At 65.1% G+C, this 25,716-nt stretch carries 20 protein-coding genes; 6 read left to right on the top strand and 14 right to left on the bottom strand.

Annotated elements, in window-relative coordinates:
* Nucleotides 1–127 precede the first annotated feature (127 nt).
* From KUO17_RS19935 to KUO17_RS19925, 3 genes are read left to right on the top strand one after another with little or no spacing between them, the layout of a single operon-like run.
* On the top strand, nucleotides 128–1,369 hold the full coding sequence (locus KUO17_RS19935) for an exonuclease SbcCD subunit D C-terminal domain-containing protein (RefSeq protein ID WP_217977237.1): 1,242 nt from the start codon (nucleotides 128–130) through the stop codon (nucleotides 1,367–1,369).
* Complete coding sequence (locus KUO17_RS19930) at nucleotides 1,366–5,013, top strand: AAA family ATPase (protein ID WP_217977236.1); 3,648 nt, start codon at nucleotides 1,366–1,368, stop codon at nucleotides 5,011–5,013. The genes KUO17_RS19935 and KUO17_RS19930 overlap by 4 nt, the downstream gene beginning before the upstream one ends.
* Nucleotides 5,010–5,603: a glutathione S-transferase gene (locus KUO17_RS19925; RefSeq protein WP_217977235.1), complete on the top strand. Its 594-nt coding sequence runs from the start codon at nucleotides 5,010–5,012 to the stop codon at nucleotides 5,601–5,603. The genes KUO17_RS19930 and KUO17_RS19925 overlap by 4 nt, the downstream gene beginning before the upstream one ends.
* A gap of 52 nt (nucleotides 5,604–5,655) precedes the next feature.
* On the opposite strand, the gene KUO17_RS19920 is transcribed toward KUO17_RS19925, so the two are convergent.
* The 10 genes from KUO17_RS19920 to KUO17_RS19875 all read right to left on the bottom strand — a co-directional run bounded on the left by KUO17_RS19920 (nucleotide 5,656) and on the right by KUO17_RS19875 (nucleotide 17,306).
* Entirely contained in the window at nucleotides 5,656–6,771 is a 1,116-nt protein-coding gene (locus tag KUO17_RS19920; protein WP_217977234.1) for a lactonase family protein, read from the bottom strand.
* On the bottom strand, nucleotides 6,737–7,027 hold the full coding sequence (locus KUO17_RS19915; protein ID WP_217977233.1) for a DUF5629 family protein: 291 nt from the start codon (nucleotides 7,025–7,027) through the stop codon (nucleotides 6,737–6,739). The genes KUO17_RS19920 and KUO17_RS19915 overlap by 35 nt, the downstream gene beginning before the upstream one ends.
* 136 nt (nucleotides 7,028–7,163) lie before the next feature.
* Complete coding sequence (locus KUO17_RS19910) at nucleotides 7,164–9,560, bottom strand: efflux RND transporter permease subunit (protein WP_217977232.1); 2,397 nt, start codon at nucleotides 9,558–9,560, stop codon at nucleotides 7,164–7,166.
* A complete protein-coding gene (locus KUO17_RS19905; protein ID WP_217977231.1) occupies nucleotides 9,557–10,570 on the bottom strand; it encodes a WD40/YVTN/BNR-like repeat-containing protein in 1,014 nt (337 codons plus the stop codon). The genes KUO17_RS19910 and KUO17_RS19905 overlap by 4 nt, the downstream gene beginning before the upstream one ends.
* Before the next feature lie 233 nt (nucleotides 10,571–10,803).
* Nucleotides 10,804–13,461: an aminopeptidase N gene (gene pepN, locus KUO17_RS19900; RefSeq protein ID WP_217977230.1), complete on the bottom strand. Its 2,658-nt coding sequence runs from the start codon at nucleotides 13,459–13,461 to the stop codon at nucleotides 10,804–10,806.
* 12 nt (nucleotides 13,462–13,473) lie between these two features.
* The gene (locus KUO17_RS19895; protein WP_217977229.1) at nucleotides 13,474–14,304 is read right to left on the bottom strand and encodes a DUF2797 domain-containing protein; all 831 of its coding nucleotides are present in this window, start codon (nucleotides 14,302–14,304) and stop codon (nucleotides 13,474–13,476) included.
* Nucleotides 14,301–14,561: a YeaC family protein gene (locus KUO17_RS19890; RefSeq protein ID WP_217977228.1), complete on the bottom strand. Its 261-nt coding sequence runs from the start codon at nucleotides 14,559–14,561 to the stop codon at nucleotides 14,301–14,303. Before KUO17_RS19890 ends, KUO17_RS19895 begins: the two co-directional genes overlap by 4 nt.
* A 14-nt stretch (nucleotides 14,562–14,575) precedes the next feature.
* Complete coding sequence (locus KUO17_RS19885) at nucleotides 14,576–15,448, bottom strand: rhomboid family intramembrane serine protease (RefSeq protein ID WP_217977227.1); 873 nt, start codon at nucleotides 15,446–15,448, stop codon at nucleotides 14,576–14,578.
* Nucleotides 15,445–16,419, bottom strand: a complete 975-nt coding sequence (locus tag KUO17_RS19880) for a metallophosphoesterase (protein WP_217977238.1) — start codon at nucleotides 16,417–16,419, stop codon at nucleotides 15,445–15,447. Before KUO17_RS19880 ends, KUO17_RS19885 begins: the two co-directional genes overlap by 4 nt.
* On the bottom strand, nucleotides 16,416–17,306 hold the full coding sequence (locus tag KUO17_RS19875) for an NAD(+) kinase (protein WP_217977226.1): 891 nt from the start codon (nucleotides 17,304–17,306) through the stop codon (nucleotides 16,416–16,418). Before KUO17_RS19875 ends, KUO17_RS19880 begins: the two co-directional genes overlap by 4 nt.
* Before the next feature lie 148 nt (nucleotides 17,307–17,454).
* Between KUO17_RS19875 and KUO17_RS19870 the strand changes: the two genes are divergently transcribed.
* Nucleotides 17,455–18,399 carry a DUF1853 family protein gene (locus KUO17_RS19870; RefSeq protein ID WP_217977225.1) on the top strand — a complete coding sequence of 315 codons (945 nt, stop codon included), beginning with the start codon at nucleotides 17,455–17,457 and terminating at the stop codon, nucleotides 18,397–18,399.
* A gap of 115 nt (nucleotides 18,400–18,514) precedes the next feature.
* Here the strand turns inward: KUO17_RS19870 and KUO17_RS19865 are convergent, their stop codons facing one another.
* A complete protein-coding gene (locus tag KUO17_RS19865) occupies nucleotides 18,515–20,125 on the bottom strand; it encodes a WG repeat-containing protein (protein ID WP_217977224.1) in 1,611 nt (536 codons plus the stop codon).
* Between the two features lie 197 nt (nucleotides 20,126–20,322).
* On the opposite strand from KUO17_RS19865, the gene KUO17_RS19860 reads away from it, so the two are divergent.
* Complete coding sequence (locus KUO17_RS19860; RefSeq protein ID WP_217977223.1) at nucleotides 20,323–21,183, top strand: ankyrin repeat domain-containing protein; 861 nt, start codon at nucleotides 20,323–20,325, stop codon at nucleotides 21,181–21,183.
* A 111-nt stretch (nucleotides 21,184–21,294) separates the two neighbouring features.
* Entirely contained in the window at nucleotides 21,295–21,846 is a 552-nt protein-coding gene (locus KUO17_RS19855; protein ID WP_217977222.1) for a cytochrome b, read from the top strand.
* Here KUO17_RS19855 and KUO17_RS19850 read toward each other — a convergent pair.
* The 3 genes from KUO17_RS19850 to KUO17_RS19840 form a co-directional block, all read right to left on the bottom strand.
* A complete protein-coding gene (locus tag KUO17_RS19850; RefSeq protein WP_217977221.1) occupies nucleotides 21,843–22,739 on the bottom strand; it encodes a 1-aminocyclopropane-1-carboxylate deaminase/D-cysteine desulfhydrase in 897 nt (298 codons plus the stop codon). The two genes, KUO17_RS19855 and KUO17_RS19850, sit on opposite strands and share 4 nt — an antisense overlap.
* Before the next feature lie 59 nt (nucleotides 22,740–22,798).
* Entirely contained in the window at nucleotides 22,799–24,835 is a 2,037-nt protein-coding gene (locus tag KUO17_RS19845; protein ID WP_217977220.1) for an NADPH-dependent 2,4-dienoyl-CoA reductase, read from the bottom strand.
* A 166-nt stretch (nucleotides 24,836–25,001) separates the two neighbouring features.
* Complete coding sequence (locus KUO17_RS19840; protein WP_217977219.1) at nucleotides 25,002–25,553, bottom strand: DUF2199 domain-containing protein; 552 nt, start codon at nucleotides 25,551–25,553, stop codon at nucleotides 25,002–25,004.
* Nucleotides 25,554–25,716: the final 163 nt, after the last annotated feature.

Raw genomic sequence — 25,716 nt, 5'->3', positions numbered from 1 at the left:
ACTGTTCTCAAGGGCAGTGGCGTACCTGTGGGAGCTGGCTTGCCAGCGAAGGCGTCAACACGCCCCCCAAGATCCCCCACCCGCGTTACCATAGCCGGCTACCGGCTTGATCTTCACGGGACTACCAATGCGTCTGTTTCACACCTCCGACTGGCACCTGGGGCAAGCCCTGCACGGCCAGGACCGCGATTTCGAACATGCCTGCTTTCTCGACTGGCTGCTCGGCCAGCTCAAGCTGCGCCAGCCCGACGCACTGCTGATCGCCGGGGACATCTTCGACACCGTCAACCCGCCGGTCAAAGCTCAGGAACGCCTCTACGACTTCATCGTGCAGGCCCACGAGCAGCAGCCCAGGCTGAACATCGTGATGATCGCCGGCAACCACGATTCGGGTTCGCGCATCGAGCTGCCCGCGCCGTTGATGCGGCGCCTGAAAACCTACGCCCTGGGCCGCGTGCACTGGCTTGACGACGGCCAACTGGACAGCCAGCGCCTGCTCATCCCGCTGACCAACGCCAAGGGCAAGGTCACCGCCTGGTGCCTGGCCCTGCCCTTCCTGCGCCCGGCCGAAGTTACCGGCGGGCACCTGGGTGACGATTACCTGCGCGGCATCGGCCAGGTGCACGAATGGCTGATCGAGGCCGCCCTGCAACAGCGCAAGCCCGGCCAGGCGCTGATCGCAGTGAGCCACGCGCACATGGCCGGGGGTTCAGTGTCGGAGGACTCCGAACGCAGCCTGATCATCGGCAATGCCGAGGCGCTGCCTGCCAGCCTGTTCGGCAGCGACATCAGCTACGTCGCCCTCGGCCACCTGCACAAGCCGCAGAAGGTCAACCGCGAGGAGCGCATCCGCTACAGCGGCTCGCCGATCCCCCTTTCGTTCTCCGAGATCAACTATCAGCACCAGATCCTCGAAATCGAACTGGAGGGCGCCAAGCTGATCAGCGTCGAACCACGCCTGATCCCGCGGGCGGTGCACCTGCAGCGTGTTGGCCCCGCGCCACTGAGCGAGATTCTTGAACAGCTTGGACAACTGCCCCAGGTCGACCTGCTCGACGACCCGCAACGCCAGCCCTGGCTGGAGGTGCGCGTACGCCTGGACGAACCGCAACCCGACCTGCGCCAGCAGATAGAAACCTGCCTGCAAGGCAAAGCCGTAAGGCTGGTGCGCATCGCCGCCGAATACGCCGGCACCGCAGGCAGCGATGGCGACGACAGCGCACGCCTGATCGAACTGGGCCAGCTCAGCCCGCACGACCTGTTCAGCCGCGCCTGGGAACAGGCCTATGGCAGCAGTGCCGACGAGCAGACCCTGGCCGACTTCGCCCTGCTGTTGCAGGACGTGCAGCAGCAGGAGGAGCAGCCATGAAGATTCTTGCCATTCGCCTGAAAAACCTCGCCTCCCTGGCCGGCCCGTTCGAGATCGACTTCAGCGCCGAACCGCTGGCCAGTGCCGGCCTGTTCGCCATCACCGGGCCGACCGGCGCGGGCAAGAGCACCCTGCTCGACGCCCTGTGCCTGGCGCTGTTCGGTACGGTGCCGCGGCTGAACAACATCGGCCGCGAAACCAAGCTGCCCGAGGTCGACAGCGAAATCCTCACCAGCGACCCACGCACCCTGCTGCGCCGCGGCACCGGCAGCGGCTTTGCCGAAGTCGACTTCGTGGGCATCGACGGCCGCCGCTACCGCGCGCGCTGGGAAGCCAACCGCGCCCGCGACAAGCCCACCGGCAAGCTGCAAGGCAGCCGCCAGAGCCTGCACGACCTGGACAGCAACCAGTTGCTGAGCAACCAGAGCAAGCGCGAATACGAGCAGATGATCGAGGCCCGTCTGGGCCTGAACTTCGAACAGTTCACCCGTGCGGTGATGCTGGCGCAGAGCGAATTCAGCGCGTTCCTCAAAGCCGATGACAAGGAGCGCAGCGAGCTGCTCGAAAAGCTCACCAACACCGCCATCTACAGCCAGTTGGGCCGACGCGCCTACAGCAAGAGCAAAGAGGCCGAAGAAGCACACAAGGCCCTCACCGATCAGGCCCAGGGTGTGATGCCGATGGCCGACGAGGCACGTGCCGAGCTCGACCAGCGCGTCACCGAGGCGCAGGGCCAGCTCAAGGCCGAGCAGGCGCGCCTGCGCCTGATCGAACAGCAGCGCAACTGGTACGCCGAACTCAAGCAGTTGCAGGACCAGCAGGCCGCCGCCAGCGAACAGCTGCACAACGCACAGCAGCAGTGGGCGCAGTTGCAGGGCGAACGCCTGAACCTGACCCGCCTCGAACAGCTGGCCCCGCAGCGCCATCAGTTCGCCCGCCAGCGCGAGCTGGCCCGCCAGCTCACCCCGCTGGTGGCAAGCATCGAACAGCACCGCCAGCAGCAGGCCGAGTTGCAGCAGCGCCAGCAGCAGCTAGAACAGACGCAACACGCCGCCGGCGAACACCTGGCGCACGCGCTGGCCCAGCACACCGACTGCGCGCCGCGGCTGCGCCAGGCCTTTGCCGAACAGCAGACGCTCACGCGCCTGGAACAGGAGCTTGGGCAACGCAACGCCGAGTGCCAGCAGGCCGAACAGGCCAGTCATGAAGGCCAGCAGCAGATCCAGGCGCTGATCGAGCGTCAACAGCTCAACAGCCAGCGCCTGTCCCAGATCGACGAGCAGCTTGGCCAGAGCGCCCACCTGGCCAGCATCGGCGATGCCTGGAACGCCTACAGCGCCCAGTTGCAGCAACTGATGCAGACCGGCAACCGCCTCAGCCAGGGCCGCGAGGAACTGCCCGACCTGCAGCAGCGCGCCGACGAATGCGCGCGCCAGTTGCAGGCGCATCGCGATACCCTGGCCCTGCTCTACCACGAAGCCGGTGCCGAGCCCGAGGCGCTGGCCGAACAGATCGACCTGCTCGCCACCCTGCTGCAGGACAACCGCAAGCAGCAGCGCGCTGTCGAAGAGCTGTCCCGCCTGTGGGCCAGCCAGCAGGCGCTGGAGCAACGCGCCCAAGCCCTGCGCGAGCGCCAGCAGGCAGCCCAGCAACAGCGTGAAGGCCTTATTGCCGAAGGCCTGCAAGGCAAGACCGCACTGACCGCCGCCGAGCACACCCTGCAGGTCACCCGCCAGTTGCTCGAACGCCAGCGCCTGGCCCGCAGCGCCAGCGTTGAAGAGCTGCGCGCCCAGTTGCAGGACGATCAGCCCTGCCCGGTGTGTGGCAGCCAGGAGCACCCCTATCACCAGCCCGAAGCCCTGCTGCAAAGCCTCGGCCGCCACGACCAGGACGAAGAGGCCAGCGCCCAGCAAGCCGTGGATGTGCTCAAGCTCAAGCTCGACGAGCTGCGCAGCACGCTGGGTGGGGTGAATGGCCAGATCAAGGAATACCTGCACCAGCAGGAGCAACTGACCAGCCAGCAACAGGCGCTGGCCCCCGACCTGGAGGCGCATGCGCTGTATCCGCAACTGGCTACGCAGGATGCAGGCGCCCGCTCGACCTGGCTGGAGCACCAGCTACGCCGCCTGAACGACGACATCGGCCGCGACGAGCAACGCCAGGCCACTCTGCTGACCCTGCAAAAAGACGCCGCCCGCGCACAGCAGCAGGTGCAGGCGGGCATCGAGGCCAGCCAGCAGGCCACGCAACACCTGAGCCAGCAACAGCATGCCCTGCAGGCCGACGAAGAACGCCTGGAACAGGCACTGGCCGGGTTTGCCAGCCTGCTGCCCGGCGACGTGCTCGACGCCTTGCGCAAGGAGCCCGCGGCGACCTTCCTGCAACTCGACCAGCAGTTGACCCTGCGCCTGGAACTGCTCGGCCGCCAGAGGGGCGAGCAGCAGGAACACACCGAGCGCCAGCAACAGCTTGAAAAAGCCCAGGTGCAACAACAGGCACTCGAGCTCAGGCACCACACCGTGCAGCAACAGGTCAGCGCACTGGGCGCCCAGCAGCAACAGGCCCGCGCTGCCCTGAGCACGCTGATTGGCGAGCAGGCCAATGCCGAGCAATGGCAACAGCATCTGGAGCAGCAGGTCGAGGCCGCGCGCAGCGCGCAGGCAACGGCCAGCCGGCAGTTGCAGCAGGCACACGCCCAGGCCATCGAACGGGCTGCCGAACTCAAGGCCGACGAACAGCGTCTGGGCGCTCTGGAACAAGAGAGCCAGCACCTCGAACACGCCATCGGGCAATGGCGCCAGGGCCACCCTGAACTGGACGACGCCGGGCTGGACCAACTGCTGGCAGTCGATGACGACCAGCTCAGCCAGTTGCGCCAGCGCCTGCAGCAGGCGGAAAAAGCCATCGAGCAGGCCGGCGTACGGGTACAGGAACGCGAGCAGCGCTTGCAGCAGCATCAGGCCCAGGCCAGTGGCGAGGTGCCGGGCGAACAACTGGAACAGGCACTGGTCGAGCTGCAACAACAGATGGTGGCCAGCGAACAGCAGTGCGCCGAATTGCGCGCCGAGCAGGCCGACGACCAACGCCGGCAACTGGCCAATCAGGCACTGGCCGAGCGCATCGCTCAGGCCTACGGCGAATGGCAGCGCTGGGCACGCCTGAACGCTCTGATCGGCTCGGCCACCGGCGATGTGTTCCGCAAGATCGCCCAGGGTTACAACCTTGACCTGCTGGTGCACCACGCCAATGTGCAACTGCGCCAACTGGCCCGGCGCTACCGGCTCAAGCGCGGCGGCAGCCTGCTCGGGCTGCTGGTGCTCGATACCGAGATGGGCGACGAACTGCGCTCGGTGCATTCACTGTCTGGCGGCGAAACCTTCCTGGTGTCGCTGGCGCTGGCATTGGGCCTGGCATCGATGGCCTCGAGTACCTTGCGTATCGAATCGCTGTTCATCGACGAAGGCTTCGGCAGCCTCGACCCCGAATCGCTGCAACTGGCGATGGATGCGCTGGATGGCCTGCAGGCCCAGGGCCGCAAGGTGGCGGTGATCTCCCACGTGCAGGAGATGCATGAACGGATTCCGGTGCAGATCCAGGTACGCCGTCAGGGCAATGGTCTGAGCACAGTGGAGGTCAGCGGGTGATTCTGTATTCGTTCCGTCGCTGCCCGTATGCCATGCGTGCGCGCATGGCGCTGCGCTACGCCGGCTGTGCGGTGCAGGTGCATGAAGTGAGCCTGAAGGCCAAGCCGGCCGAGATGCTGGCCCTGTCGCCCAAGGGCACGGTGCCGGTGTTGAGCGTGGACGGTGAGGTGCTGGAGGAGAGTGTGCAGATCATGCGCTGGGCGCTGGCCCGGCATGACCCGCAGGACTGGCTGCTCAGTGCCGACCCTGCGGCGGCGCACGCGGCCGGGGCCCTGATCGAGCGCAATGACACACTGTTCAAGGTGCGGCTCAACCACTACAAGTATGCCGAGCGCTATCCCGAGCAGACGCGCGAGGCGTATCGGGAAAGGGCTGAAGAGGTGCTGCTCGACCTGGAACAGCGCCTGGCCCAGCAGGCGTACCTGGTGGCGGCGCACCCGAGCATTGCCGATGTGGCGCTGATGCCGTTCATTCGCCAGTTTGCCGGGGTGGAGCCCGAGTGGTTTGCACAGGCGGCCTACCCGCACCTGCGTGCGTGGTTGCAGGGCTGGCTGGAGTCGGCGTTGTTCAAGGCGATCATGGCGCGTTGAGCCGGGGCCGCGCAGAAATGGGCACGCTGTTGCAGGTATTTCTGGGTGCGGTTCAGTCGACGAACTTGAGGTCCGAAGGCGATTGCAGCGCCATGCGCTGTACCACCTTGCCCAGCAGGCCAGTAAGCGGATCACGCTTGATCACCACGACCTGGTCGCTCTTCTGGTTGCCGACCAGCACATAGCCTTCACTCGGGTCCAGGGTGAACTCACGGGGATGGTCGCCCTCCACCGAGCGGTGCTGCAGGAAGCTCAAGCTGCCATCGAGCGGGTTGATCGCGAACACCACCAGCTCATTGCTGGTGCCACGGTTACTCACATACAGGAAGCGCCCGTCGGCCGACACATGCACCGCACTGGCAGCTTTGGCCGCAGCATCGTCCCGTTCGGTCAACGGCAGAATCTGGCGCTGTACCAGGCTGCCATCGAGGTAGTCGAACACCACCACCTGCGCACTCATCTCCAGAGTCAGGTAGGCATGCTTGCCGTCCGGCGCGAATGTCAGGTGCCGCGGACCGCTACCGGGTGGCAGGCTCACAGGGCTGGCCGCACTCAACGGCTGCGCCGCAGCGGGGTCATAACGATAGGCCACCACCTGGTCTGCGCCCAGGTCGCTGGCGAACACATGGCGGCCGTCCGGCGCCACCACCACCGAATGCACGTGCGGCCCCGCCTGGCGTTGCGGGTTGACCCGACTGGGCACATGCTGCAACTGCTGCACCGGTGCCGACAGGCGCCCGTCAGCCGCCACCGGCAGGACACTGAGGCTGCCACCAGGTGAGGGCTTGACGCCATAGTTGGCCACGAACAGGAAACGGGCGTCATGGCTCAGGCTGGAGTGGGTCGGCTCGTCGCCGTTGCTCGGGGCCTGGTTCAACAGGCTCAGTACGCCGCTTTCACGATCGAGGGCCATACTGCTGACCTGCCCGCGCCCTTCCCCATTTTCGTTGACGGCAAACAGCCAGCCACGCTGGGGCGACAGCGTCAGCCAGGATGGATTGACGCTCTTGAAGGCTTGCAGAGGCTGCGTGTCGAGCTGGCCGGTCTGGCTGTCGAAGCGGTAACGGTAGATCGCGTCGTGGGTGCCCACCAGCAGTTCGTGACTGTGGGCAGCGGTGCTCAGCGCCATGGCACTAGCGGTCAGCAGGGGCATCAACAGGCGTTTCATCGTCGTCCTCTTCGGGGGCGCTAAAAGCGTCCAGACAGACTAGACGATACTCGCCGGCGTCGTTTGCGATCAGCCAGTCCTGGCCTTCGGCGCGGGCGCTGGCGATCTGTTCAGGGCTGAACGACCATTTTTTGCGGTCCCGGCCGTCCATGCACAGGATGTGCAGGCCAGTGTCGTCGTAGGTGAAATCAAACGCGTGCAGACCATCGATCACCAGCATGTCGCAGGATTCAAGGGCTTGGGCAAGGGTGGTCATGGTGGGGAGTATTCCTGAGCAAATGTGCATGATACTCCAACCTCACAAGCATCGCGGGTCAAGCTCGCTCCCACAGTGTTGCGCCATACCTGTGGGAGCGGGCTCGACCCGCGATGAAATCGACTCGCTCTACCTGTCAGTGCGCGAAAATCGACTTGCTCTGGGTGCCCGCCATCTTCTCGGGCTTGATCAGGAAGCGCGCCAGCGCCGGCAACAGCCACAGCGCGCCGAACATGTTCCACAGCAGCATGAAAGTCAGCATCAGGCCCATGTCGGCCTGGAACTTGATGGCCGAGAAGATCCAGGTGCACACCCCGATCGCCAGGCACAGCCCGGTGAACAGCACCGCCTTGCCGGTCGACTTGAGCGTCTGGTAATACGCCTCCTGCAACGGCAACCCGGCACGCAGAAAACTCTCCAGGCGGCTGTAGATGTAGATCCCGTAGTCCACGCCGATCCCCACCCCCAACGCCACCACCGGCAGGGTCGCGACCTTCACGCCAATGCCCATGAAGGCCATCAGCGCGTTGCCCAGCACCGAGGTCAGCACCAGCGGCAACACGATGCACAGGGTGGCGGCGAACGAGCGGAAGGTGATCATGCACATCACCGCCACGCACAGGTACACCAGGATCAGAATGGTCAGCTCGGCCGACTTGATCACTTCGTTGGTCGCCGCCTCGATCCCGGCGTTGCCCGCCGCCAGCAGGAACTCCAGGCCCTCCTGGTCATGCTCGGCGGCAAACGCCTTGACCGCATTCACCGCACGGTCCAGCGTCTCGGCCTTGTGGTCGTTGAGGAACACCAGCACCGGCGCCAGCGAGCAGTCGGCGTTGTACAGGCCTTCGGCACGCGACACCGAGGTGTTGAGGATGTCCGGATTGCGCGACAGGCTCTCCCACTTCAGGTTGCCCTCGTTCATGCCCTTGATCATCTGCTTGGACACGGTCACCAGCGACACCGCCGACTGCACCCCGGGCGTGTTCTCCATCTTCCACATCAGTTCGTCGATCGGCGCCAGGGTCTTGTACACCGAGCAGCCTTCGGTCGGGGTCTTGACCATCACCACCAGCACGTCCGAGCTGGTCGAGTAGTTGCTGATGATGAAGCTGTTGTCCTGGTTGTAGCGCGAATCGGGGCGCAGTTCCGGCGCGCCCTGGTCAAGGTCGCCGATCTTCAGGTTCTGGCTGTACCACAGGCCGCCGCCGAACGCGACCAGTGCCAGCAGCACCGACACCGGCGCCACCCTGGGGCTGGCGAAGTTGGACAGCAGGCGCCAGAACGGATGCTCGCGGGTGGCGTCCTTCTTGCTGCGCTCGATGGCCTTCTTGCTGATGCCCACGTACGAGATGGCCACCGGCAACAGGATCAGGTTGGTGAACACGATTACCGCCACGCCGATGGAGGCGCCGATGGCCAGTTCGCGGATCACCCCGATATCGATGATCAGCAAGGTGATGAAGCCCACCGCATCGGCCAGGATCGCGATCATGCCCGGCAGGAACAGCTGACGGAAGGTGCGCCGCGCCGCTGTCAGCGCATTGTCGGCATCGCTGGACTGCAAGGCGATACCGTTGATTTTCTGCACCCCGTGGGAGATGCCGATGGCAAAGATCAGGAACGGCACCAGCATCGAATATGGATCGAGCCCGAAGCCCACCGCATGCATCAGGCCCAGCTGCCACACCACCGCCACCAGGGTGGTGATCAGCACGGCGATGGTGCTGCGGATGCACCAGGTGAACCAGTACAGCAGCACCCAGGTGATCACCAGCGCGATGGCGAAGAACATCGCCACCATCATCAGCCCGTCGATCAGGTCGCCGACTTTCTTGGCAAAGCCGACGATGTGGATCTTCACGTTGGGGTTCTGCGCCTGGAACTTGTCGCGTACCAGTTCTTCGAGCTGGTGGGAAAACGCCTGGTAGTCGAGCTTGACCAGGCGGCCCTGGTCTTTCGGGTCGGGGTAGGATTCGAGCAACGGCACATCGACGATGCTCGACTTGAAGTTGTTGGCCACCAGCCGGCCCACCTGGCCAGACTTGAGCACGTTGTTGCGCAACTGCTCCAGGCTGTCGGGCGAACCGTCGTAGGTCTGCGGGATCACCTCGCCGCCGGCGAAGCCCTCCTCGGTCACTTCGGTCCAGCGCACGCTGGGGCTCCACAGCGACTTCAGCGCAGAGCGGTCGACACCCGGAATGTAGAACACCTCGTCATGGATCTGGCGCAGGGTCTCCATGTATTCCTTGCCGAAGATGTCACCGTCCTTGGCCTCCACCGAGATACGCACGGTGTTGCCGAGGTTGGCCAGGTCGTTGCGGTGTTCGAGCATGTTCTGGATGAACGGATGCTCCAGCGGGATCATCTTCTCGAAGCTGGTGGACGGCCGGATCAGCGTGGCCTGCCAGAACAGGAAGATGCTCACCAGCAGGCAGATGCCGATCACCACGGGGCGATTGTTGAAGATCAGACGCTCGAGCAGGCTCGCCTTGTCCTGGTTGTGCTGCATGTTCAACGACTCCCGGCTGCTCATGGTTGGACCCTCGCCGCGCCCGTGGCGGTGGCCAGACGTGCGCCGCCCTGGCCGACCAGTATCAGCTGGCCGTCGGCCTCGGCGCTGACGCCCGACAGCGCGACGCGGTCTGGCCGGTTGAACACGCTGAAACGCTGGCCGTCATCGGTACTGCGCAACACACTGCCCCCGTTGCCGACCAGCACGAGGCTGCCGTCATCGAGTAGCGTAGCGCTTGCCAGGCCGAATTCGAGGGCGCCGCGCGCGCCTTGCAGGGGGATGGCCTGCCAGGTGCTGCCGAAGTCGCTGGAGCGGTACAGGTTGCCGCGCAAGCCGTAGGCCAGCAGGGTGTTGGCGTGGGCGGTGCCGATCACACCGAACAACGAGCCCTGGTACGGCCCTTCGAGGCGTTCCCAGCTCTGCCCGGCATCGCTGGAGCGGAACATGCTGCCCTGCTCGCCGACGATGAACAGGCCGGCGTCCTTGACCGCGGCGATGCCGTTGAGGTGGAACTGGTCGGGGTTGTCGAGGCGCTCGGCGACGTCCTGCCACTGCTTGCCGCCATCGCGGGTTTCCAGCAGTGCACCATACGCCCCCACCGCAAAGCCGTGTTCGGCGTCCTGGAACCACACATCGAGCAGCGGTGCTTCGCGCGCCGGGTCTTCGAACTGTTTGCTCCAGGTGGCGCCGCCATCGCTGCTGGCGAGGATCTGCGCGTCGTGGCCGACGGCCCAGCCGCGCTTGTCGTCGACGAAATACACGGCCGTCAGCAGTTGGCGGCTGGGCACGCGGGCCTGGTTCCAGCTCTGGCCCTGGTCGTCGGAGAAGAGGATATGCCCGCGTTCGCCCACCGCCACCAGGCGCGGGCCGGCCTTGGCCACGTCGAGCAGCAGGCTGCGCGCGGCCTTGTCCGACGCTTGCGAATACACGGTCTGCGGCGTGGGGTTGGTGTCGGCCGCCTCGACCGCTTCGGCGAACAGCCCCAACCCAAGTGCCAGGCCCAGCATGGCGCTGGCCGTGAATACACTCATAGTCCTCTCCCACGATTATTGTTGTTCGGGTGGTACGAGCGGGGCTGGAAGCAGCAAGCTAGAGCCCCGCGAATGCTGGCATCAAGCTAGCAGGGTTTGGAAATGGATGACAACGGACAACGCGTTATCTTTTGTTAAGCGCAGACGCCTTGTAGGCGAAGAGGCCGGCAAAATCAGCACAAAAAAGGGGGCTGGCCCCAAAGGCCAGCCCCCTCTTCAACCTGCCCTCAACCTCAGGCCAGGCTTTTGCTCACCACCTCGAACACATCGCTGGACAGCTCGCCCGAGCTGCGGATGCGCTCCAGCTCTGCCTTCATCAGCGCCTGACGACCGGCGTCGTACTTGCGCCAGCGGGTCAACGGCGCCAGCTGGCGCGAGGCGATCTGCGGGTTGAAGCCGTTCAACTCGATCACCAGGTCCGCCAGGAAGCGATAACCCGAACCATCGGCCGCATGGAAGTTGATCAGGTTCTGCCCGGCAAACGCACCGATCAGGGCACGCACCTTGTTCGGGTTCTTCACGGTGAACGCCGGGTGCTGCATCAATGCACGCACCCGCGCCAGGCCACCCGGCAACGGACTGCCGGCCTGCACGCTGAACCACTGGTCCATCACCAGCGGGTTGTCCTTGAAGTGCTCGGCAAAGCTTTCCAGTGCCTTGGCACGCTCGGCCTCGAACGGCGAATTGACCAGCACGGCCAGCGCGGTCAGGCGCTCGGTCATGTTGTCGCACGCCTCGAACTGCTCCAGCGTGGCCGCCAGCACCTCAGGCCGCGCGCCGAGCATCAGGTACGCCAGCGCAATGTTCTGCAGGCTGCGACGGGCGAAATGCTCGGCCTCGGCCACATAGGCCGTGTCACGCGACAGCGCACGGTTGGCCTGGTAGCGCGCCCACAGGCCGTCGAACAATTGCTCGGCGATCTGCTGGCGAGCAAAGTCGCGCGCGGCATGAATCGCGTCGACATCGGCCACGTCGCTGATCTCGGTGAGGTAGGCCTCGCTCGGCAGCGAGAGCATCTCGGCAACCATCGCCTGGTCCAGGGTCTCATTGGCCAGCACACTGCCCAGGGCAGTGACCAGGCGCTGATCCAGCACCAGCGCCTCACCGCGCTGATGCTGCGCGATCAGTTCCTGCAGCACCTGCACCGACAGTTGCTGGCCGGCTTCCCAGCGGTTGAAACCATCGCTGTCGTGCTGCATCAGGAACATCAGCTGGTCGCGATCGTACGGGAAGCTCAGCTTGACCGGTGCGCTGAAGCCGCGCAGCAGCGACGGCAACGGCCTGGCCGCCACGTCGACGAAGGTGAAGGTCTGTTGCGCCTCGGTCACCGACAGTACCCGCGTGGTAGCGCCCGCCTGTGCTTCGCCTTGCAGACGCAAGGCGAGGTCGTTGCCCTGGGCGTCGAGCAGGCCCAGTTCCACCGGGATCACGAACGGCAGCTTCTCGACCTTGTCCGGAGTGGCCGGGCAGCTTTGGCTGAAGGTCAGGCTGTAGGTCTGCGCGGCCGCATCGTACGCCTCGCTGACGTTCAGGCGCGGCGTGCCGGCCTGGCTGTACCAGCGCTTGAACTGGGTCAGGTCCACACCGTTGGCATCTTCCATGGCCTTGATGAAGTCGTCGCAGGTCACGGCCTGGCCATCGTGGCGCTCGAAGTACAGGTCGCTGCCCTTGCGAAAACCCTCGGCGCCCAGCAGCGTACGCACCATGCGCACCACTTCCGAGCCCTTCTCGTACACGGTCAGGGTGTAGAAGTTGGAGATCTCGATGAAGCTGTCCGGGCGCACGGCGTGGGCCATGGGGCCAGCGTCTTCGGCGAACTGGTGAGTGCGCAGGTAGGCCACGTCCTCGATGCGCTTGACGGTGCGCGAGTTCATGTCGGCGCTGAACTCCGAATCGCGGAACACCGTGAAGCCTTCCTTGAGCGACAGCTGGAACCAGTCGCGGCAGGTCACGCGGTTGCCCGACCAGTTGTGGAAGTATTCGTGGGCCACCACGGCCTCGACACGCTGGTGCGCCGCATCGGTGGCGGTTTCGGCACGCGCCAGCACGCAGCTGGAGTTGAAGATGTTGAGGCCCTTGTTCTCCATGGCGCCCATGTTGAAGTCGTTGACCGCCACGATCATGAAGATGTCCAGGTCGTACTCGCGACCGTACACCTCTTCGTCCCAGCGCATCGACTTCTTCAGGCTGACCATGGCGTGCTGGCACTTGTCGATGTTTTCCGGCTCGACATAGATGCGCAGGGTGACGTCACGCCCCGACTGGCGGGTGAAGGTGTCTTCGACACACCACAGGTCACCGGCCACCAGCGCGAACAGGTAGGCCGGCTTCATGAACGGGTCTTCCCAGGTGGCCCAGTGCCGGCCGTCTTGCTGCGGCCCGCTGCCGATCGGGTTGCCGTTGGACAGCAGCACCGGGTAGCGATGCTGCTCGGCGATCACCGTGGTGGTGAAGGTGCTCATCACGTCCGGGCGGTCGAGGTAGTAGGTGATCTTGCGAAAGCCCTCGGCCTCGCACTGGGTGCAGAACATGCCGCCGGACTTGTACAGGCCCTCGAGTGCGGTGTTGCGCTCGGGGTGGATTTTCACGCTGGTGTCCAGGGTGAAACGCTCGGCAGTGGGCTGCAGCGTCAGGTGGCTGTCGTCGAGCTGGTAGGCGGCAGCGTCCAGCACCTGGTCGTCAATCGCCACGCGCAGCAGTTCCAGCTGCTGGCCGTCGAGCACCAGTGCCGGCAGGCCCGCCCCGCGCGCCGGGTTGCGGCGCATCACCAGTTGCGCGTGGACCAGGCTGTGGTCCTCGAACAGTTCGAAGGTCAGGTGCGTCTCGTCGATCAGGTACTCGGGCGCCTGATAGTCCTTGAGGTGGATCACTTGCGGCTGTTCGGTACGCATGTGGCGGTCCTTTTACTGATGCACGGCCAGTTGGTAGGCCGTGTACTTGCGAATATTGATCACGCCGGTGTCGAAAATCAGGTACTGGCCCTTGATCCCCAGCAGGGTGCCTTCGGCGACCGGGTTCTTGTCCAGGTTGAAGCTCACGATCTTGCTCGGGTAAGCCTCGACCGGGTAACGAATCTCGATCGGCTCGACGTCGCCAAGCGGCTGGATCGCCTGTAGGCCGAACCTTTCCTGCAAACCCTTGAAACCTTCTGCACAACTGTCGAACAGCTGCTCGCGCACCGCCACCAGGTCAACCGCCTCGGCATTGCCCTTGAGCAGGGCGCGCCAGTTGGTGCGGTCGGCCACCTGGCTGCGAAACAGGTCCTCGACCAGCCCGGACTGCTGCCGGGTGGCCACGCGCACGATCGGCAGGGCCTGGCTGGCCCCCTGGTCGAGCCAGCGGGTGGGCAGTTGGGTGGCACGGGTGATGCCGACCTTGATGCCCGAGGAGTTGGCCAGGTACACCACATGGTCAGTCATGCAGAACTGCTCGCCCCAGGCCGGGTCACGGCAGGTGCCGTGCTCGTAGTGACAGCGCTCGGGGCTCATGATGCAGGTGTCGCACTGCGCCAGCCGGGTCATGCACGGGTAGCAGTAGCCCTGGCTGAAGCTGGTCTTGGTCTTGCGCCCGCAGTGGGTACAGTGGATCGCGCCCAGGTATTCGAGGCGTACGGTCTTGCCCAGCATCGGGTTGACCGGCACCTCGGTATCGCCCAGGCGAAACGCGTATTGCACGACCGGCTGCTCAAGGCGCGCCGTCATCTTGCTGATGGAACCACGGCCGACTTCGATCAATGGATCGCATCCGACTTGAACAGGATGTTAGGCACCGGCGCCGACTTCGAGGCGCACTCCTGCGGGCCCATGTAGCCGGTGCGCTGGTCTTCGGGCAGGTTCTGCGCTTCCCAGGCGATCACCGCCTGCAGCGACAGCTCTTTCTGCTCGGCGGTGAGCTTGCGCCCATCGGACCACTTGCCGATTTCCACGGCCAGTTTCAGGCTCTGGTAGATTTCAGGGGTAATGTTTTCGATCATTTGCGAAAAAGTGGACATAACGTCTCCAAAAATCAAGCCGACAGTTTACGCCGGGCCAGCGCCCCGCCCAAGAGCCCGCTGAGGCAACCGACCAACAGACCGCCCACGTGCGCGGCGTTGGCGATGGCGCCAAAGCCGAGCAGGCTGACCAGCCCCGACAGGCACAGCAGCAGCCACACCAGCATCATCACCAGTACACCGCGCGGCATGCGATACAGCGGGTCGGGCGCCAGCCACTGGTACAGCCACACATGCCCCAGCAAGCCGTACAGCACGCCCGACAGGCCGCCGAACAGGCTCGGCCCGCCAAACACGAACTGCGCCACGTTCGACACCAGACTGAACAGCAGGGTCAGGCTCAGCAACGCCAAGGTGCCCTGGCGCAATTCGATGCGCCGCCCCAGCTCCCAGTACCACAGGCCGTTCATGGCCAGGTGCAGAAGGCCGAAATGCAACAGCATCGGGCTGAACAAACGCCACAACTGGCCCTGGTCGAGGCTGGTGAACAGCGGGGTGAAGTACAGGTAGTCGCCCTGCACGCGAAAATCCAGGAAGGTCAGCCAGCTCAGTGTGGAAAGATTTTCGCCAAGGCCGGTCAGCCCCGCCACCACCAGGCACAACAGCAGCACGGCTGCGGTGGCCTTGCTGGCCCTGGCCTGCGCGCCCAGGCTCGGACGTGCCGGCTTCACCTGGCTGGGCAGCGGCGGCAAGTCGATGTCGGCGTTGCCATCCGGGAAACGCTGGTACAGCTGGCGCACGTCCTCCACCAGGTGCTCCAGCGTCCACAGCACCTGCTCGTTGCCCTCCTCCGAGACCCGATGGGGTACCTGAAGACGCTTGAGCAGGTCGACAAAACCGCTGAGGTCGACACTCAGCGGCAGACGCATCACCCTCGCCGCACTCATTGACTGGCCTCCGGCCGTTCGACATCCACCCACACGAACTTGCGCGGGTCGATGCGTGTTTCATCGTCCAGCCGGTAGGCCACCAGCTTGCCGTAGAGCACTGCACTGTAGTCCAGGCAGGCCAGGTTGGCGCGGATCGGCGCCGGCTTGCCGCTGCGCCAGTAATGCCCGACGAACAGCAACGGCTCGTCCTCGCCGTAGCGCAGCAGCGCGTTCTTCTGGCTGCGGCTGAGCGGCGCGCTGGCCACCTCGGCGGGCAGCGCGTCTGGCTGGAACACAATGTCACCGTAGGTCTGCGGGTCCTCTTCCCAGAACTTGGTACGGAAGAAGGCGCGGGTCAGGCCGTCGCCGCCGGTCAGGGTCAGGCCGTCAGGCAGGCGCATGTCGGTGCCGCGCAGCAGGCGGTTGCACACCGTGTGGGCGAAGCTGCCGGCCACGGCCGAGGCCTGCACGAAATGCGCGTCGATGCGCCCGTCGGGGTGCTGCTGGCGCAACGGTTCGATCAGCCGTGCATCCCAGCACGCGTGCACCACGCGAAAGCGGCCGGCGTCGATGAACAACGGCAGTTCGTAGAACCAGCCAAGAAAATCGTGCCAGTCGCCGGGATGGTCGGCGAACTGGGTAAGGGTCTCATCGATCAGGCGGGCATGGCGCGGGTTGTGCTCGCGCACGAACTGCTTGCCGCTGCCGGGCAGCGCCGGGGTAGTCCAACCCAGTGCACTGAGCTCATGGTTGCCCATGATGCAATGGGCCTGCCCCGCCTCGACCATGCCGTGCACGATGTGCAGGGCCTCGCGAATGCGCGGGCCGCGGTCGATGATATCGCCCAGGAAAATGGCCTGACGCTGCGCATGTCGCCACACCCCGCCCTGACGCCTGTAGCCCAGGGCATCGAGCAGGCGCTCCAGGGTGTGGGCACAGCCGTGGACATCGCCGATCAGGTCGTAACCGCGCGCGGGATCGAGCATCAGTCGCCTCCACCACCCAGACGGCTGCCCCAGCCGAGCTTGGTCCGGCAGACCTCGTAGTAGTTATGGTCCAGTGGATGGATCAGGCGCAGCTTCTGCGGCTTCTTGTTCACCGTGATGGTGTCGCCGGGGGCGCAGGTGAAGTGGTTCTGGCCGTCGCACGACACCTGCGGGTACAACTGCAGGTCACGCGACACCACGATCTTCAGTTCGCTGTTGCCGTCGACCACGATCGGTCGGCCCGACAGGGTGTGCGGGTACATCGGCACGATCACGATGGCGTCGAGCTTGGGGTGCATGATCGGCCCGCCGGCCGACAGCGCGTACGCGGTCGAGCCGGTCGGGGTGGCGACGATCAGGCCGTCGGCCTTCTGGCTGCAGACGAACTGACCGTCGATGTAGATCTCGAACTCGATCATGCGGTTGGACTTGCCCGGGTGCAGCACCACGTCGTTGAGCGCATCGCCCTGGCCGATGGCTTCACCGTGGCGGCGTACTTCAGCCTGCAGCAGGAAGCGGTTTTCGACCAGGTAATGGCCGTCGAGGACTTCAGCGACCTTGACTTCCAGCTCGTCGGGGCGGATGTCGGTGAGAAAGCCCAGGCTGCCGCGGTTGATACCCAGTACCGGGATATTGTGACGGGCCAGGGCGCGGGCGGCGCCCAGCAGGCTGCCGTCGCCACCGACCACGATGACCATGTCGCAGACCTCGCCCAGCAGCTTGCGCGAGGACGTCTGCAGGCCGTGGCCGGGCAGCACGTCGGCAATGGTGTCTTCGAGGATGACGTGCAGGTGCCGCTGCAGCAGGAATTTTTTCAGTCGGCGAATGGTATCGAGCACCTGCGAACTGCCCAGGCGACCGATGATACCGATATTGCGAAATTGCTCCATGGGGCTCCTGCGAGGCCTTGCGGCAGTAGAAAGGCGCGGTTGGCCAAAGCGTTGATTATGGGCGAAAGCGCCGGGCAGCGGCAAACGCCATGGCTACTGCCACGCAGTTTTTGCGCGGGGAGCGCCGGTTGGCGGCTATGCTCGCAGGATGATGCCTTTTGCCGACCTCAGCGACCTGCCCCGTCAATTGCGCCAGCCCCAGGTGCGCGACCTGGCGTGGGTACTGCTCGCCCCGCCGATGCTCAGCGTGACGCCCTGGCCGCAGCGCCACCCGCTGACGGGCAGCGACTGGATGGGCCGACCCGAGCAGTTGCGCCACTGGCTGCTGGCGCTGGACCGTGACAGCCGCGCGCTGCTGGACTGGCTGGCGCAGGCGGGCAGCCGGCGCCTGGGGCTGTACTACGAACGGTTGTGGCAGTTCGCCCTGCAGCATGCGCCAGGCGTCGAATTGCTGGCGGCCAACCTGCCGATCCGCGATGGCGGGCATACCTTGGGCGAGCTGGATATCCTGCTGCGCGACCGCGAGGGGGTGCATCACCTGGAGCTGGCGATCAAGCTGTACCTGGGGCCGCAGTTGGGTGACGGGCACGACCCTGCGCAGTGGCTGGGGCCGGGTTGCCATGACCGGCTGGACCGCAAGCTGGCGCACCTGAATGACCATCAACTGCCGATTTCGGCGCGGGCCGAGAGCCGTGAGGCGTTGGCGGCGCTGTCGATCGATGCCTTCACGGCGCAGCTGTGGCTGGGTGGGTATCTGCTGTATCCATGGCCTGGGCTTGCCCAGCCGCCCTGTGGCGCTCACCCGCAGCACTTGCGTGGGCGCTGGCTGCATCAGCGTGATTGGGCCGGGTATGTGGCGCAGAGTGCGGCGGGTTGCTGGCAACTGTTGCCGCGCCAGGCGTGGTTGGCGCCAGCGCGCTACCCGCCGGAGCAGACCTGGTCACCCGAACAGTTCGCAGGCTGGTTGCAGGGGCTTGAGCCCATGGCGCCGGCGCAATTGCTGGTGCGGTTGGTGGAGGGTGATGGGGGCGATTGGGAAGAAGCGGAGCGGTTGTTTCTGGTGTCGGATGCCTGGCCGAACCTGCCGGGGTAGGACCTGGCCGGCCCACCGCGGTCTGCAGCCGAGTCATCAAGGCTGACAACGCCGATCCTGACAGATCAGCGTTGCCAGCCTTGTTTGCTCATTTCAGGTCTCTGTCGCGAAGCCATCAAGCCTCTTCGTCAGCATCCTCGCAGTACGCCTGCGGATCCGTCGGCCACAGCACTTCGCCCTTGCCATTACGTACCTGCTCCACATCACACCCCGCCTTCACGAGGGTGGTGTCGAACACCGGCGTGCCGTCCAGGCGATACAGCGCCCGCAGGCTGCGGCTGGCGTCATCACCCGTACCCTGCACCTCATAGCCGAAGATCGCACCACGGGCCACATCGACCACCAGCTCCTGCCACCGCGCCGGCACCACCTGCTTGCCGTCAAGGTCGTACAGCGCAACGCGGGCCGGTGCACCGAGGGCCTCATAGGCGCTCAAGTAACGGCCACTGGCATCCAGCGTGATGTAGGTGAACTCATCCGGCTTGATCAGCACCTTGCCCTTCGCATCGACCACACCCACCGCACGCACCTGGTCCGGCTGGCCGAATACCGTGACGGTGCGATACGGCGAAGCCAGGTCGCTGAAGGCGAACAGGTTGTCGGTGAGCACCCCCACCTGCAGGTACTCGGGCTTGAGTACCTCGACGCCCTTGTTCAGGTCGAACACGCCGTAGTAGGCCAGGAACATGTTCTGCAGCACACCGATATGGCTGTAGCCCGGCACATTGCCCAGCATGCCCATCGAAGACAGCTTGACGTCGCCCACCGAGGCATAGGTCGGCTCGATCAGCCACTTGCCGTCACGTCCTATGAAGCCGCCCTTGTTTTTACCCTCGACGTTCGCGGCCAGCACCATCGCCCCCTTCTCGCCGAATGGGTTGCACTCGGCGAACGTGGGCGCGATAACCGTCTTGCCCTTGAAGTCCATGTAGCCGCAGAGCTTGGCACCGGCTTCCTTGAAGGCAACCAGGTCCACACCCGGCTTGCCGATCCACTCATACTTGAGCGCGGTCACCAGCGTGGCATTGGCATTGGCCAGACCTTTGGCCTCACCGCGGCCATTGCTCACCACCATGACCTGCCCGGCACCTGCGTCGATCTCCTCGAACTCGACCTTTTTCAGCTCGCCGGTGGTGATGTTCAGTGCCCATGGCTCACCGTCACGTTCACCGGTGATCCAATTGCCAAGCTCGGCAAATTTGCCGCGAACCCGGCTGCTGTCAAACACCGGGTCGCTCAGCTTCTGGCCGGTCGCACTGAGAAAACCGCGCTTGCCGTCAACTTCGTACACGATGAATTCGTTAAAGTCGCCCTCGAACACTTCGTCATAGGTCGCAGGCTGTATTTCCTTGCCCTGCGCATCCATCACGCCGAACTTGCCGTTGCGCTTGAAGCCGAAGTAGCCCGGGGTCAGCGTCCACAGCTCGTTGGTAAATTCGGCCTTGATCACTTGCTTGCCATCGCCACTGGCCAGGTTCCACAAGCCGTCCCGGGCAAACAGCAGCGTGCTGTTCATCGGGCCGTCGTAGACCGCGTCATAGTCGTTGTCCGCCGACACCTGCACGACCCCGTTCTGGTCGAGTACCGCGCATTCATCATTGATGCAGACCGGCAGTACCATCGCCGCCGGCGCCGGAACCGGCTTGATGCCCTGGCAACCGGCCAACAACGCGGCAGAAAAGGAAAACAGCAGGGGGCCCACATGGGCTCGGGTGAGGCATTTCATAACCACAAGATCCTTCTGAAGAGGTAGACAGGCAAATGGGGCAGTTGCAGGCTGCCGCACAACCTTGAACATGACAGCGACCAGGCCGCCATGGCCGTTTCAAGGGCGCGCATGATACCGGTGATAGCAATAAGACACCACGCAGCAGTCTGTTAATCTCGGATTTTTAAAGCCCCCCCTGACAAAGGAAGTCCCCCTTGCTCGGCACCCTTCGCGCCTTGTCGCTCGCCCTCTCGGCATTCTGGTTCAGCCACGCCAGCGCAGCGCCCGCACCTCTCGATGAGGATCAGCGCTACCAGAACGCGCTACTGCTGCAGAGCGACAGCTTCTGGAGCCAGGCGCGCCCCGAGGACCTGGCGCCATTGCTTGGCCACGCCAAACCGGGCGAGATACTGCCCGGCATCGTCAGCACCCACAGCACCGCCTTCCACGTCGCGCTGCAAAACCACGCCTCGCTGGCGCTGCTGCAACAACTGCGCGCCGCCCTGCCGCAGATGGTCGGCCTGGGCGATTACCCGCAGTCGCTGCTGGCTATTGCGATAGAAGCCAGGCACCCGGCCGCGACGATCGACTGGTTGATCGCCCAGGGCGCCGACGTCGAGCAGGGTGACTACCACCACCCTCGCCCGCTGCTGCAGGCCATAGAAGCAGGCGCCGATGCGGCGGTGATCGACGTGCTGGTCAAGGCCGGCGCCGACGTCGGCTACTTCGAGCGCAGCGACAGCAACATGGATGCCTTCGATGCGGCCGTGCTGACCGACCACAGCGCCACGCGCCAGGCCGTCGCACGGCACTTGCCGCTGCCACAGCCTGGCAGCGAAACCCTGGAAGCGATGCTGATCGAACTCTCGCGCCAGACCCGCGACAGCCCCGACGCACCGCATGTGAGCTACGACATCCTCAGCGTGCTGCTCGAACGCGGCATGAGCAGCACAGGCACCTACTGCGACCCGCAAAAGCCCTACTGCCTGGCCGACGACAAGAGCAACCTGATGGACCTGGCGATCAAGATCCAGGACCCACAGCTGATCGAGTACCTGGGCAAGAAAGGCCTGTGAGCCTGCCCGCCGTTTTTTTGCGCCAGCGCAGGTGAAAGACGCGCACAACCGATTAGAGTTAACCCACAGCGCCATCAAGAGCGCCATCGACCTGATGAACGAGGAACCACCATGACCCTGACCAACACCCAGGCGCGCTACGGCAGCCTGTCGATCGCACTGCACTGGCTGATGCTGATCCTGCTGGCGGCGGTATATGCCTGCATCGAGCTGCGCGGCATCTTCCCCAAGGACAGTGCCGAACGCGACCTGATGAAAACCCTGCACTTCATGCTCGGGCTCACGGTGTTCGCGCTGGTGTGGCTGCGCCTGCTGCTCAAGGTCACCCGCCCTACCCCGCGCATCGAGCCCAAGCCGCCAGCCTGGCAGACCGGGCTGGCGCACCTGATGCACTGGGCCTTGTACGCATTGATGATCGGCCTGCCACTGGCCGGCTGGACCATTCTGAGCGCGGCGGACAAGCCGATACCGTTCTACGGCCTGGAGCTGCCGGCGCTGGTGGCGCCGGACAAGGACCTGGCCAGATTCGTCAAGGGCTGGCACGAGTGGTTCGGTGCGCTGGGCTACTGGCTGATCGGCCTGCATGCACTGGCCGGGCTTTATCATCACTACGTGGTGCGCGATAACACCCTGCTGCGCATGCTGGCGCAGAAAAGCGACTAGGCGAACCCGCGGCGGCCCTGCAGGCCGCCGGTATGCACGAAAATCAGGCGCGTGCCGGCAGCGAACACGCCGGCCTGCACCTGCTCGTGCAGCGCCAGCAGCGCCTTGCCGGTGTACAAAGGCTCCAGCGGTACACCCGACTCGGCTTCACTGGCCTCGATGAACGCCAGCAAGGCAGGGTCGACCTTGGCAAAGCCACCGCGGCTGGCAGCGTGCAGGCGGCAAGCGCCGGGCGCCAGTACCGCAACTTCGGCTTCGACGCCATGCCCCGGCGGCACGGCCATCGCACCGTGCACCGGGTGCGCGCCCGCCTCGGCCTGGGCCAACCCGACCAGGGTGGTGCCGCTGCCCACCGCCAGCCACCAGGCGTCGTAACCTGCCCAGCCCACGGCACCGAGCTGCGCCCGTGCCTGGGCCACGATCTGCGCACAACCCTGGGTACCCAACGGCCCGGCGCCGCCTTCGGGCACGCAGTGCCACGCCGGGTACAAGGCCTGCCAGGGTTGCCAGAAATCAGCCTGATGCCGCGCCCGATAGCCGCCATACCCGAGCCAGTGCAGTTGCATGCCCAACGCTTGCAGGTCGTGCACGGTCGGGGTGTGTTGCGGGTGCCCACGCAGCAGCCCGGCCGTGGCAAAGCCGAAGCGCTTGCCGGCGGCCGCCAGTGCGTGCAGGTGATTGGAATACGCGCCGCCCAGGCTGATCACCCCCGGCGCGCCGTGTGCCTTCGCCAGGCGCAGATGCCCCAGCAGCTTGAACCATTTGTTGCCGCTGATCAGCGGGTCGATCAGGTCCAGGCGCAGCACCGCCACGTCGATGCCGGCGCGCGCCAGCCAGCCGAGGGCCAGCGGTTGCAGGGGCGCCAGGGGCAGGTCATCGAAGGCAGCAGGCATCAAACAGGCTCGGCACGGGACGGGAGACGCAGTCTAGCAGCCCGCACCGCGCCACTGGCCTACAGCTCGGCCGCCAGGCGCGAGCCCTGGTTGATCGCGCGTTTGGCATCCAGCTCGGCCGCCACGTCGGCGCCGCCGATCAGGTGTACCGACTGCCCTGCCGCGAGCAGGCCGTCCTGCAATTCGCGCAGCGGGTCCTGGCCGGCGCAGATCACCACGTTGTCCACCGCCAGCACCTGGGGTTCGCCCTCGGCGATGCGGATATGCAGGCCGGCGTCGTCGATCTTCAGGTAGTCGACGCTGTTGAGCATCTGCACCTGCTTGTTCTTCAGGCCCGTGCGGTGGATCCAGCCGGTGGTCTTGCCCAGGCCATCACCGACCTTGGTTTTCTTGCGCTGCAGCAGGAACACCTGGCGCGCCGGCGCATGGGGCTCGGCCTTGATCCCGGCCACACCGCCACGGGCCTGCAGTTGGGTATCGATACCCCACTCCTTCCAGAACGCGTCACGGTCCTGGCTGGTGGCCACGCCCTGGTGCACGAGAAATTCCGACACGTCGAAACCGATGCCGCCCGCACCGATCACCGCCACCTTCTGCCCCACCGGCTTGCGCGCCAGCAGCACGTCCAGATAGCTCAGCACCTTGCTGTGCGCGATCCCCTCGATGGCCGGCAGGCGCGGCGCGATGCCGGTGGCCAGGATGATCTCGTCATAGCCGCCGCTGACCAGTTGCTCGACCCCTACGCGGGTGTTCAGGCACAGCTCCACGCCGGTGGTCTGCAGCTTGCGCCTGAAATAGCGCAGGGTCTCGAAGAACTCTTCCTTGCCCGGTACGCGCTTGGCCACGTTGAACTGGCCACCGATCTCGCTGGCCGAATCGAACAGCGTCACCGCATGCCCACGCTCGGCCGCCACCGTGGCCGCCGCCAGGCCTGCCGGGCCCGCGCCGACCACGGCAATGCGCCTGGCCTGGGTCACCGGCAGGTAGTTGAGCTCGGTTTCGTGGCAGGCGCGCGGGTTGACCAGGCAACTGGTCAGCTTGCCGCCGAAGGTATGGTCCAGGCAGGCCTGGTTGCAGCCGATGCAGGTATTGATCTCGTCGCCACGCCCGGCGGCGGCCTTGTTGACGAACGCCGGGTCGGCCAGGAACGGACGCGCCATCGACACCATGTCGGCGTCGCCGTCGGCGAGGATCTGCTCGGCAACTTCGGGGGTGTTGATGCGGTTGGTGGTGATCAGCGGGATCGTTACCGCGCCACGCAGCTTGGCGGTGACCTTGCTGAAAGCGGCGCGCGGCACCTTGGTGGCGATGGTCGGGATGCGCGCCTCGTGCCAGCCGATACCGGTGTTGATCAGCGTGGCGCCGGCCTGCTCGATGGCCTGGGCCAGTTGCACGATCTCTTGCCAGTCGCTGCCGCCTTCCACCAGGTCGAGCATCGACAGGCGGAAGATGATGATGAAGTTCGGCCCCACCGCTTCGCGTACCCGGCGCACGATCTCGACCGCCAGGCGCATGCGGTTCTCGTAGCTGCCGCCCCAGCGGTCGGTGCGCTGGTTGGTGTGGGCGGCGAGGAACTGATTGATGAAGTAGCCTTCGGAGCCCATGATCTCGACGCCGTCGTAGCCGGCACTTTGCGCCAGGGCCGAGCAGGTGACGAAGTCCTGGATCTGCTTCTCGATGCCCTCCTCGTCCAGCTCGCGCGGCTTGAACGGGTTGATCGGTGCCTGGATCGCGCTGGGTGCCACTTGCCTGGGGCTGTAGGCATAGCGCCCGGCGTGCAGGATCTGCATGCAGATCTTGCCGCCGGCGGCGTGCACGGCCTGGGTCACGATGCGGTGTTTTTCCGCTTCCTCGGCGGTGGTCAGCTTGGCTGCACCGGAGTACACCCCACCCTCTTCGTTGGGGCCGATGCCACCGGTCACCATCAGGCCGACACCACCCCGGGCGCGCTCGGCAAAGTAGGCGGCCATGCGCTCGAAACCGCCGGGCTTTTCTTCCAGGCCGGTGTGCATCGAGCCCATCAGGGTGCGGTTGCGCAGGGTGGTAAAGCCCAGGTCCAGCGGGGCGAGCAGATGCGGATATTGAGCGGCAGCCATTGTCGAACTCCACAGCGAGCAAATCACGGAATGCGGGCGCCTCGCTGAGTGCTGCGGGGCCCGTCGGTTATCTGTGAACGACAGTAATGCGGCTGCGGGTACTGCTCAATGACCGAAAATTACAAGTTGATAACCCTGATTGACAGCGCTCTGCCCTCAGGGCGCATCAGCCGTGCAGGCATCGCTCGGCCAGTTCACGAACCCGGTCAAGCGTGATACCCCCGTGCTGCTCGTGGGCGAGCGGGTGATCGCAGGGTTCGAGCAGCACCAGCGGGCGTACGCCCAGAGGTTGGGTGTGCAGGGTGGCCTTGAGGTTCAGCGTGGAGACTTCGTAGGGGAAATCGCTTTGTGTGCGTGCCGGATACGGGGGTTCACTTTCACGCCCCTCGGCTTCCCACAACTCGCTGGTGCGGTCGAAATGCTCCTCGCTGACGGTCACCCAGGTCAGCCATGTGAAGGGTTCGTCCGAATCGATCACTGGAATTTCCAGGCAGCCGAACAGAAAGTAGTGGGTGCCGTCGATGACGCACTGGTCACTGGAGAGCTGCGCGCGTTGCTCGCGTTCCGCTTCGGGGATGGCGTACCAGGCGGCCGGTGCCGGCGCGCCGAAGGTGGTGGGGAGTGCGTCGTGGTGCTGGCCGCAGGTGGCGCAGTGGAAGCCTTGCATGGCGGATGGATCCTTGTTCAGCTCACGGCCGTGAGGGTCGTGAGGTTCCATGAATGACATTTTCCGGCTTTGTACCGGAAGGTGTGGGGCAGGGCAACGGCTCACGCCAGAAAGTTGCCAGGGCGGGCAAATCGATCTCCGTGCAGAATCGCGAACTGATTCATTGCACTCTTCCCCGTCAGCCGGTTGCGTTTAGGCGTGCGAACTGGCGCAT

The sequence above is a fragment of the Pseudomonas aegrilactucae genome, from assembly GCF_019168305.1.
In the GTDB taxonomy this organism is placed as follows: domain Bacteria; phylum Pseudomonadota; class Gammaproteobacteria; order Pseudomonadales; family Pseudomonadaceae; genus Aquipseudomonas; species Aquipseudomonas aegrilactucae.
The sequence above is the reverse complement of the archived record's forward strand: the minus strand, read 5'-3'. Positions and strand labels throughout refer to the sequence as shown.

Excerpts from the sequence above, each read along its gene's own strand:
- KUO17_RS19855 (WP_217977222.1), top strand. The coding sequence starts at position 21,295 with ATGACCCTGACCAACACCCAGGCGCGCTACGGCAGCCTGTCGATCGCA.
- KUO17_RS19905 (WP_217977231.1), bottom strand. The coding sequence starts at position 10,570 with ATGAGTGTATTCACGGCCAGCGCCATGCTGGGCCTGGCACTTGGGTTG.
- KUO17_RS19910 (WP_217977232.1), bottom strand. The coding sequence starts at position 9,560 with ATGAGCAGCCGGGAGTCGTTGAACATGCAGCACAACCAGGACAAGGCG.
- KUO17_RS19850 (WP_217977221.1), bottom strand. The coding sequence starts at position 22,739 with ATGCCTGCTGCCTTCGATGACCTGCCCCTGGCGCCCCTGCAACCGCTG.
- KUO17_RS19890 (WP_217977228.1), bottom strand. The coding sequence starts at position 14,561 with ATGTCCACTTTTTCGCAAATGATCGAAAACATTACCCCTGAAATCTAC.
- KUO17_RS19885 (WP_217977227.1), bottom strand. The coding sequence starts at position 15,448 with ATGAGTGCGGCGAGGGTGATGCGTCTGCCGCTGAGTGTCGACCTCAGC.
- pepN (WP_217977230.1), bottom strand. The coding sequence starts at position 13,461 with ATGCGTACCGAACAGCCGCAAGTGATCCACCTCAAGGACTATCAGGCG.
- KUO17_RS19865 (WP_217977224.1), bottom strand. The coding sequence starts at position 20,125 with ATGAAATGCCTCACCCGAGCCCATGTGGGCCCCCTGCTGTTTTCCTTT.
- KUO17_RS19915 (WP_217977233.1), bottom strand. The coding sequence starts at position 7,027 with ATGACCACCCTTGCCCAAGCCCTTGAATCCTGCGACATGCTGGTGATC.
- KUO17_RS19840 (WP_217977219.1), bottom strand. The coding sequence starts at position 25,553 with ATGGAACCTCACGACCCTCACGGCCGTGAGCTGAACAAGGATCCATCC.
- KUO17_RS19845 (WP_217977220.1), bottom strand. The coding sequence starts at position 24,835 with ATGGCTGCCGCTCAATATCCGCATCTGCTCGCCCCGCTGGACCTGGGC.
- KUO17_RS19930 (WP_217977236.1), top strand. The coding sequence starts at position 1,366 with ATGAAGATTCTTGCCATTCGCCTGAAAAACCTCGCCTCCCTGGCCGGC.
- KUO17_RS19935 (WP_217977237.1), top strand. The coding sequence starts at position 128 with ATGCGTCTGTTTCACACCTCCGACTGGCACCTGGGGCAAGCCCTGCAC.
- KUO17_RS19875 (WP_217977226.1), bottom strand. The coding sequence starts at position 17,306 with ATGGAGCAATTTCGCAATATCGGTATCATCGGTCGCCTGGGCAGTTCG.
- KUO17_RS19920 (WP_217977234.1), bottom strand. The coding sequence starts at position 6,771 with ATGAAACGCCTGTTGATGCCCCTGCTGACCGCTAGTGCCATGGCGCTG.
- KUO17_RS19870 (WP_217977225.1), top strand. The coding sequence starts at position 17,455 with ATGATGCCTTTTGCCGACCTCAGCGACCTGCCCCGTCAATTGCGCCAG.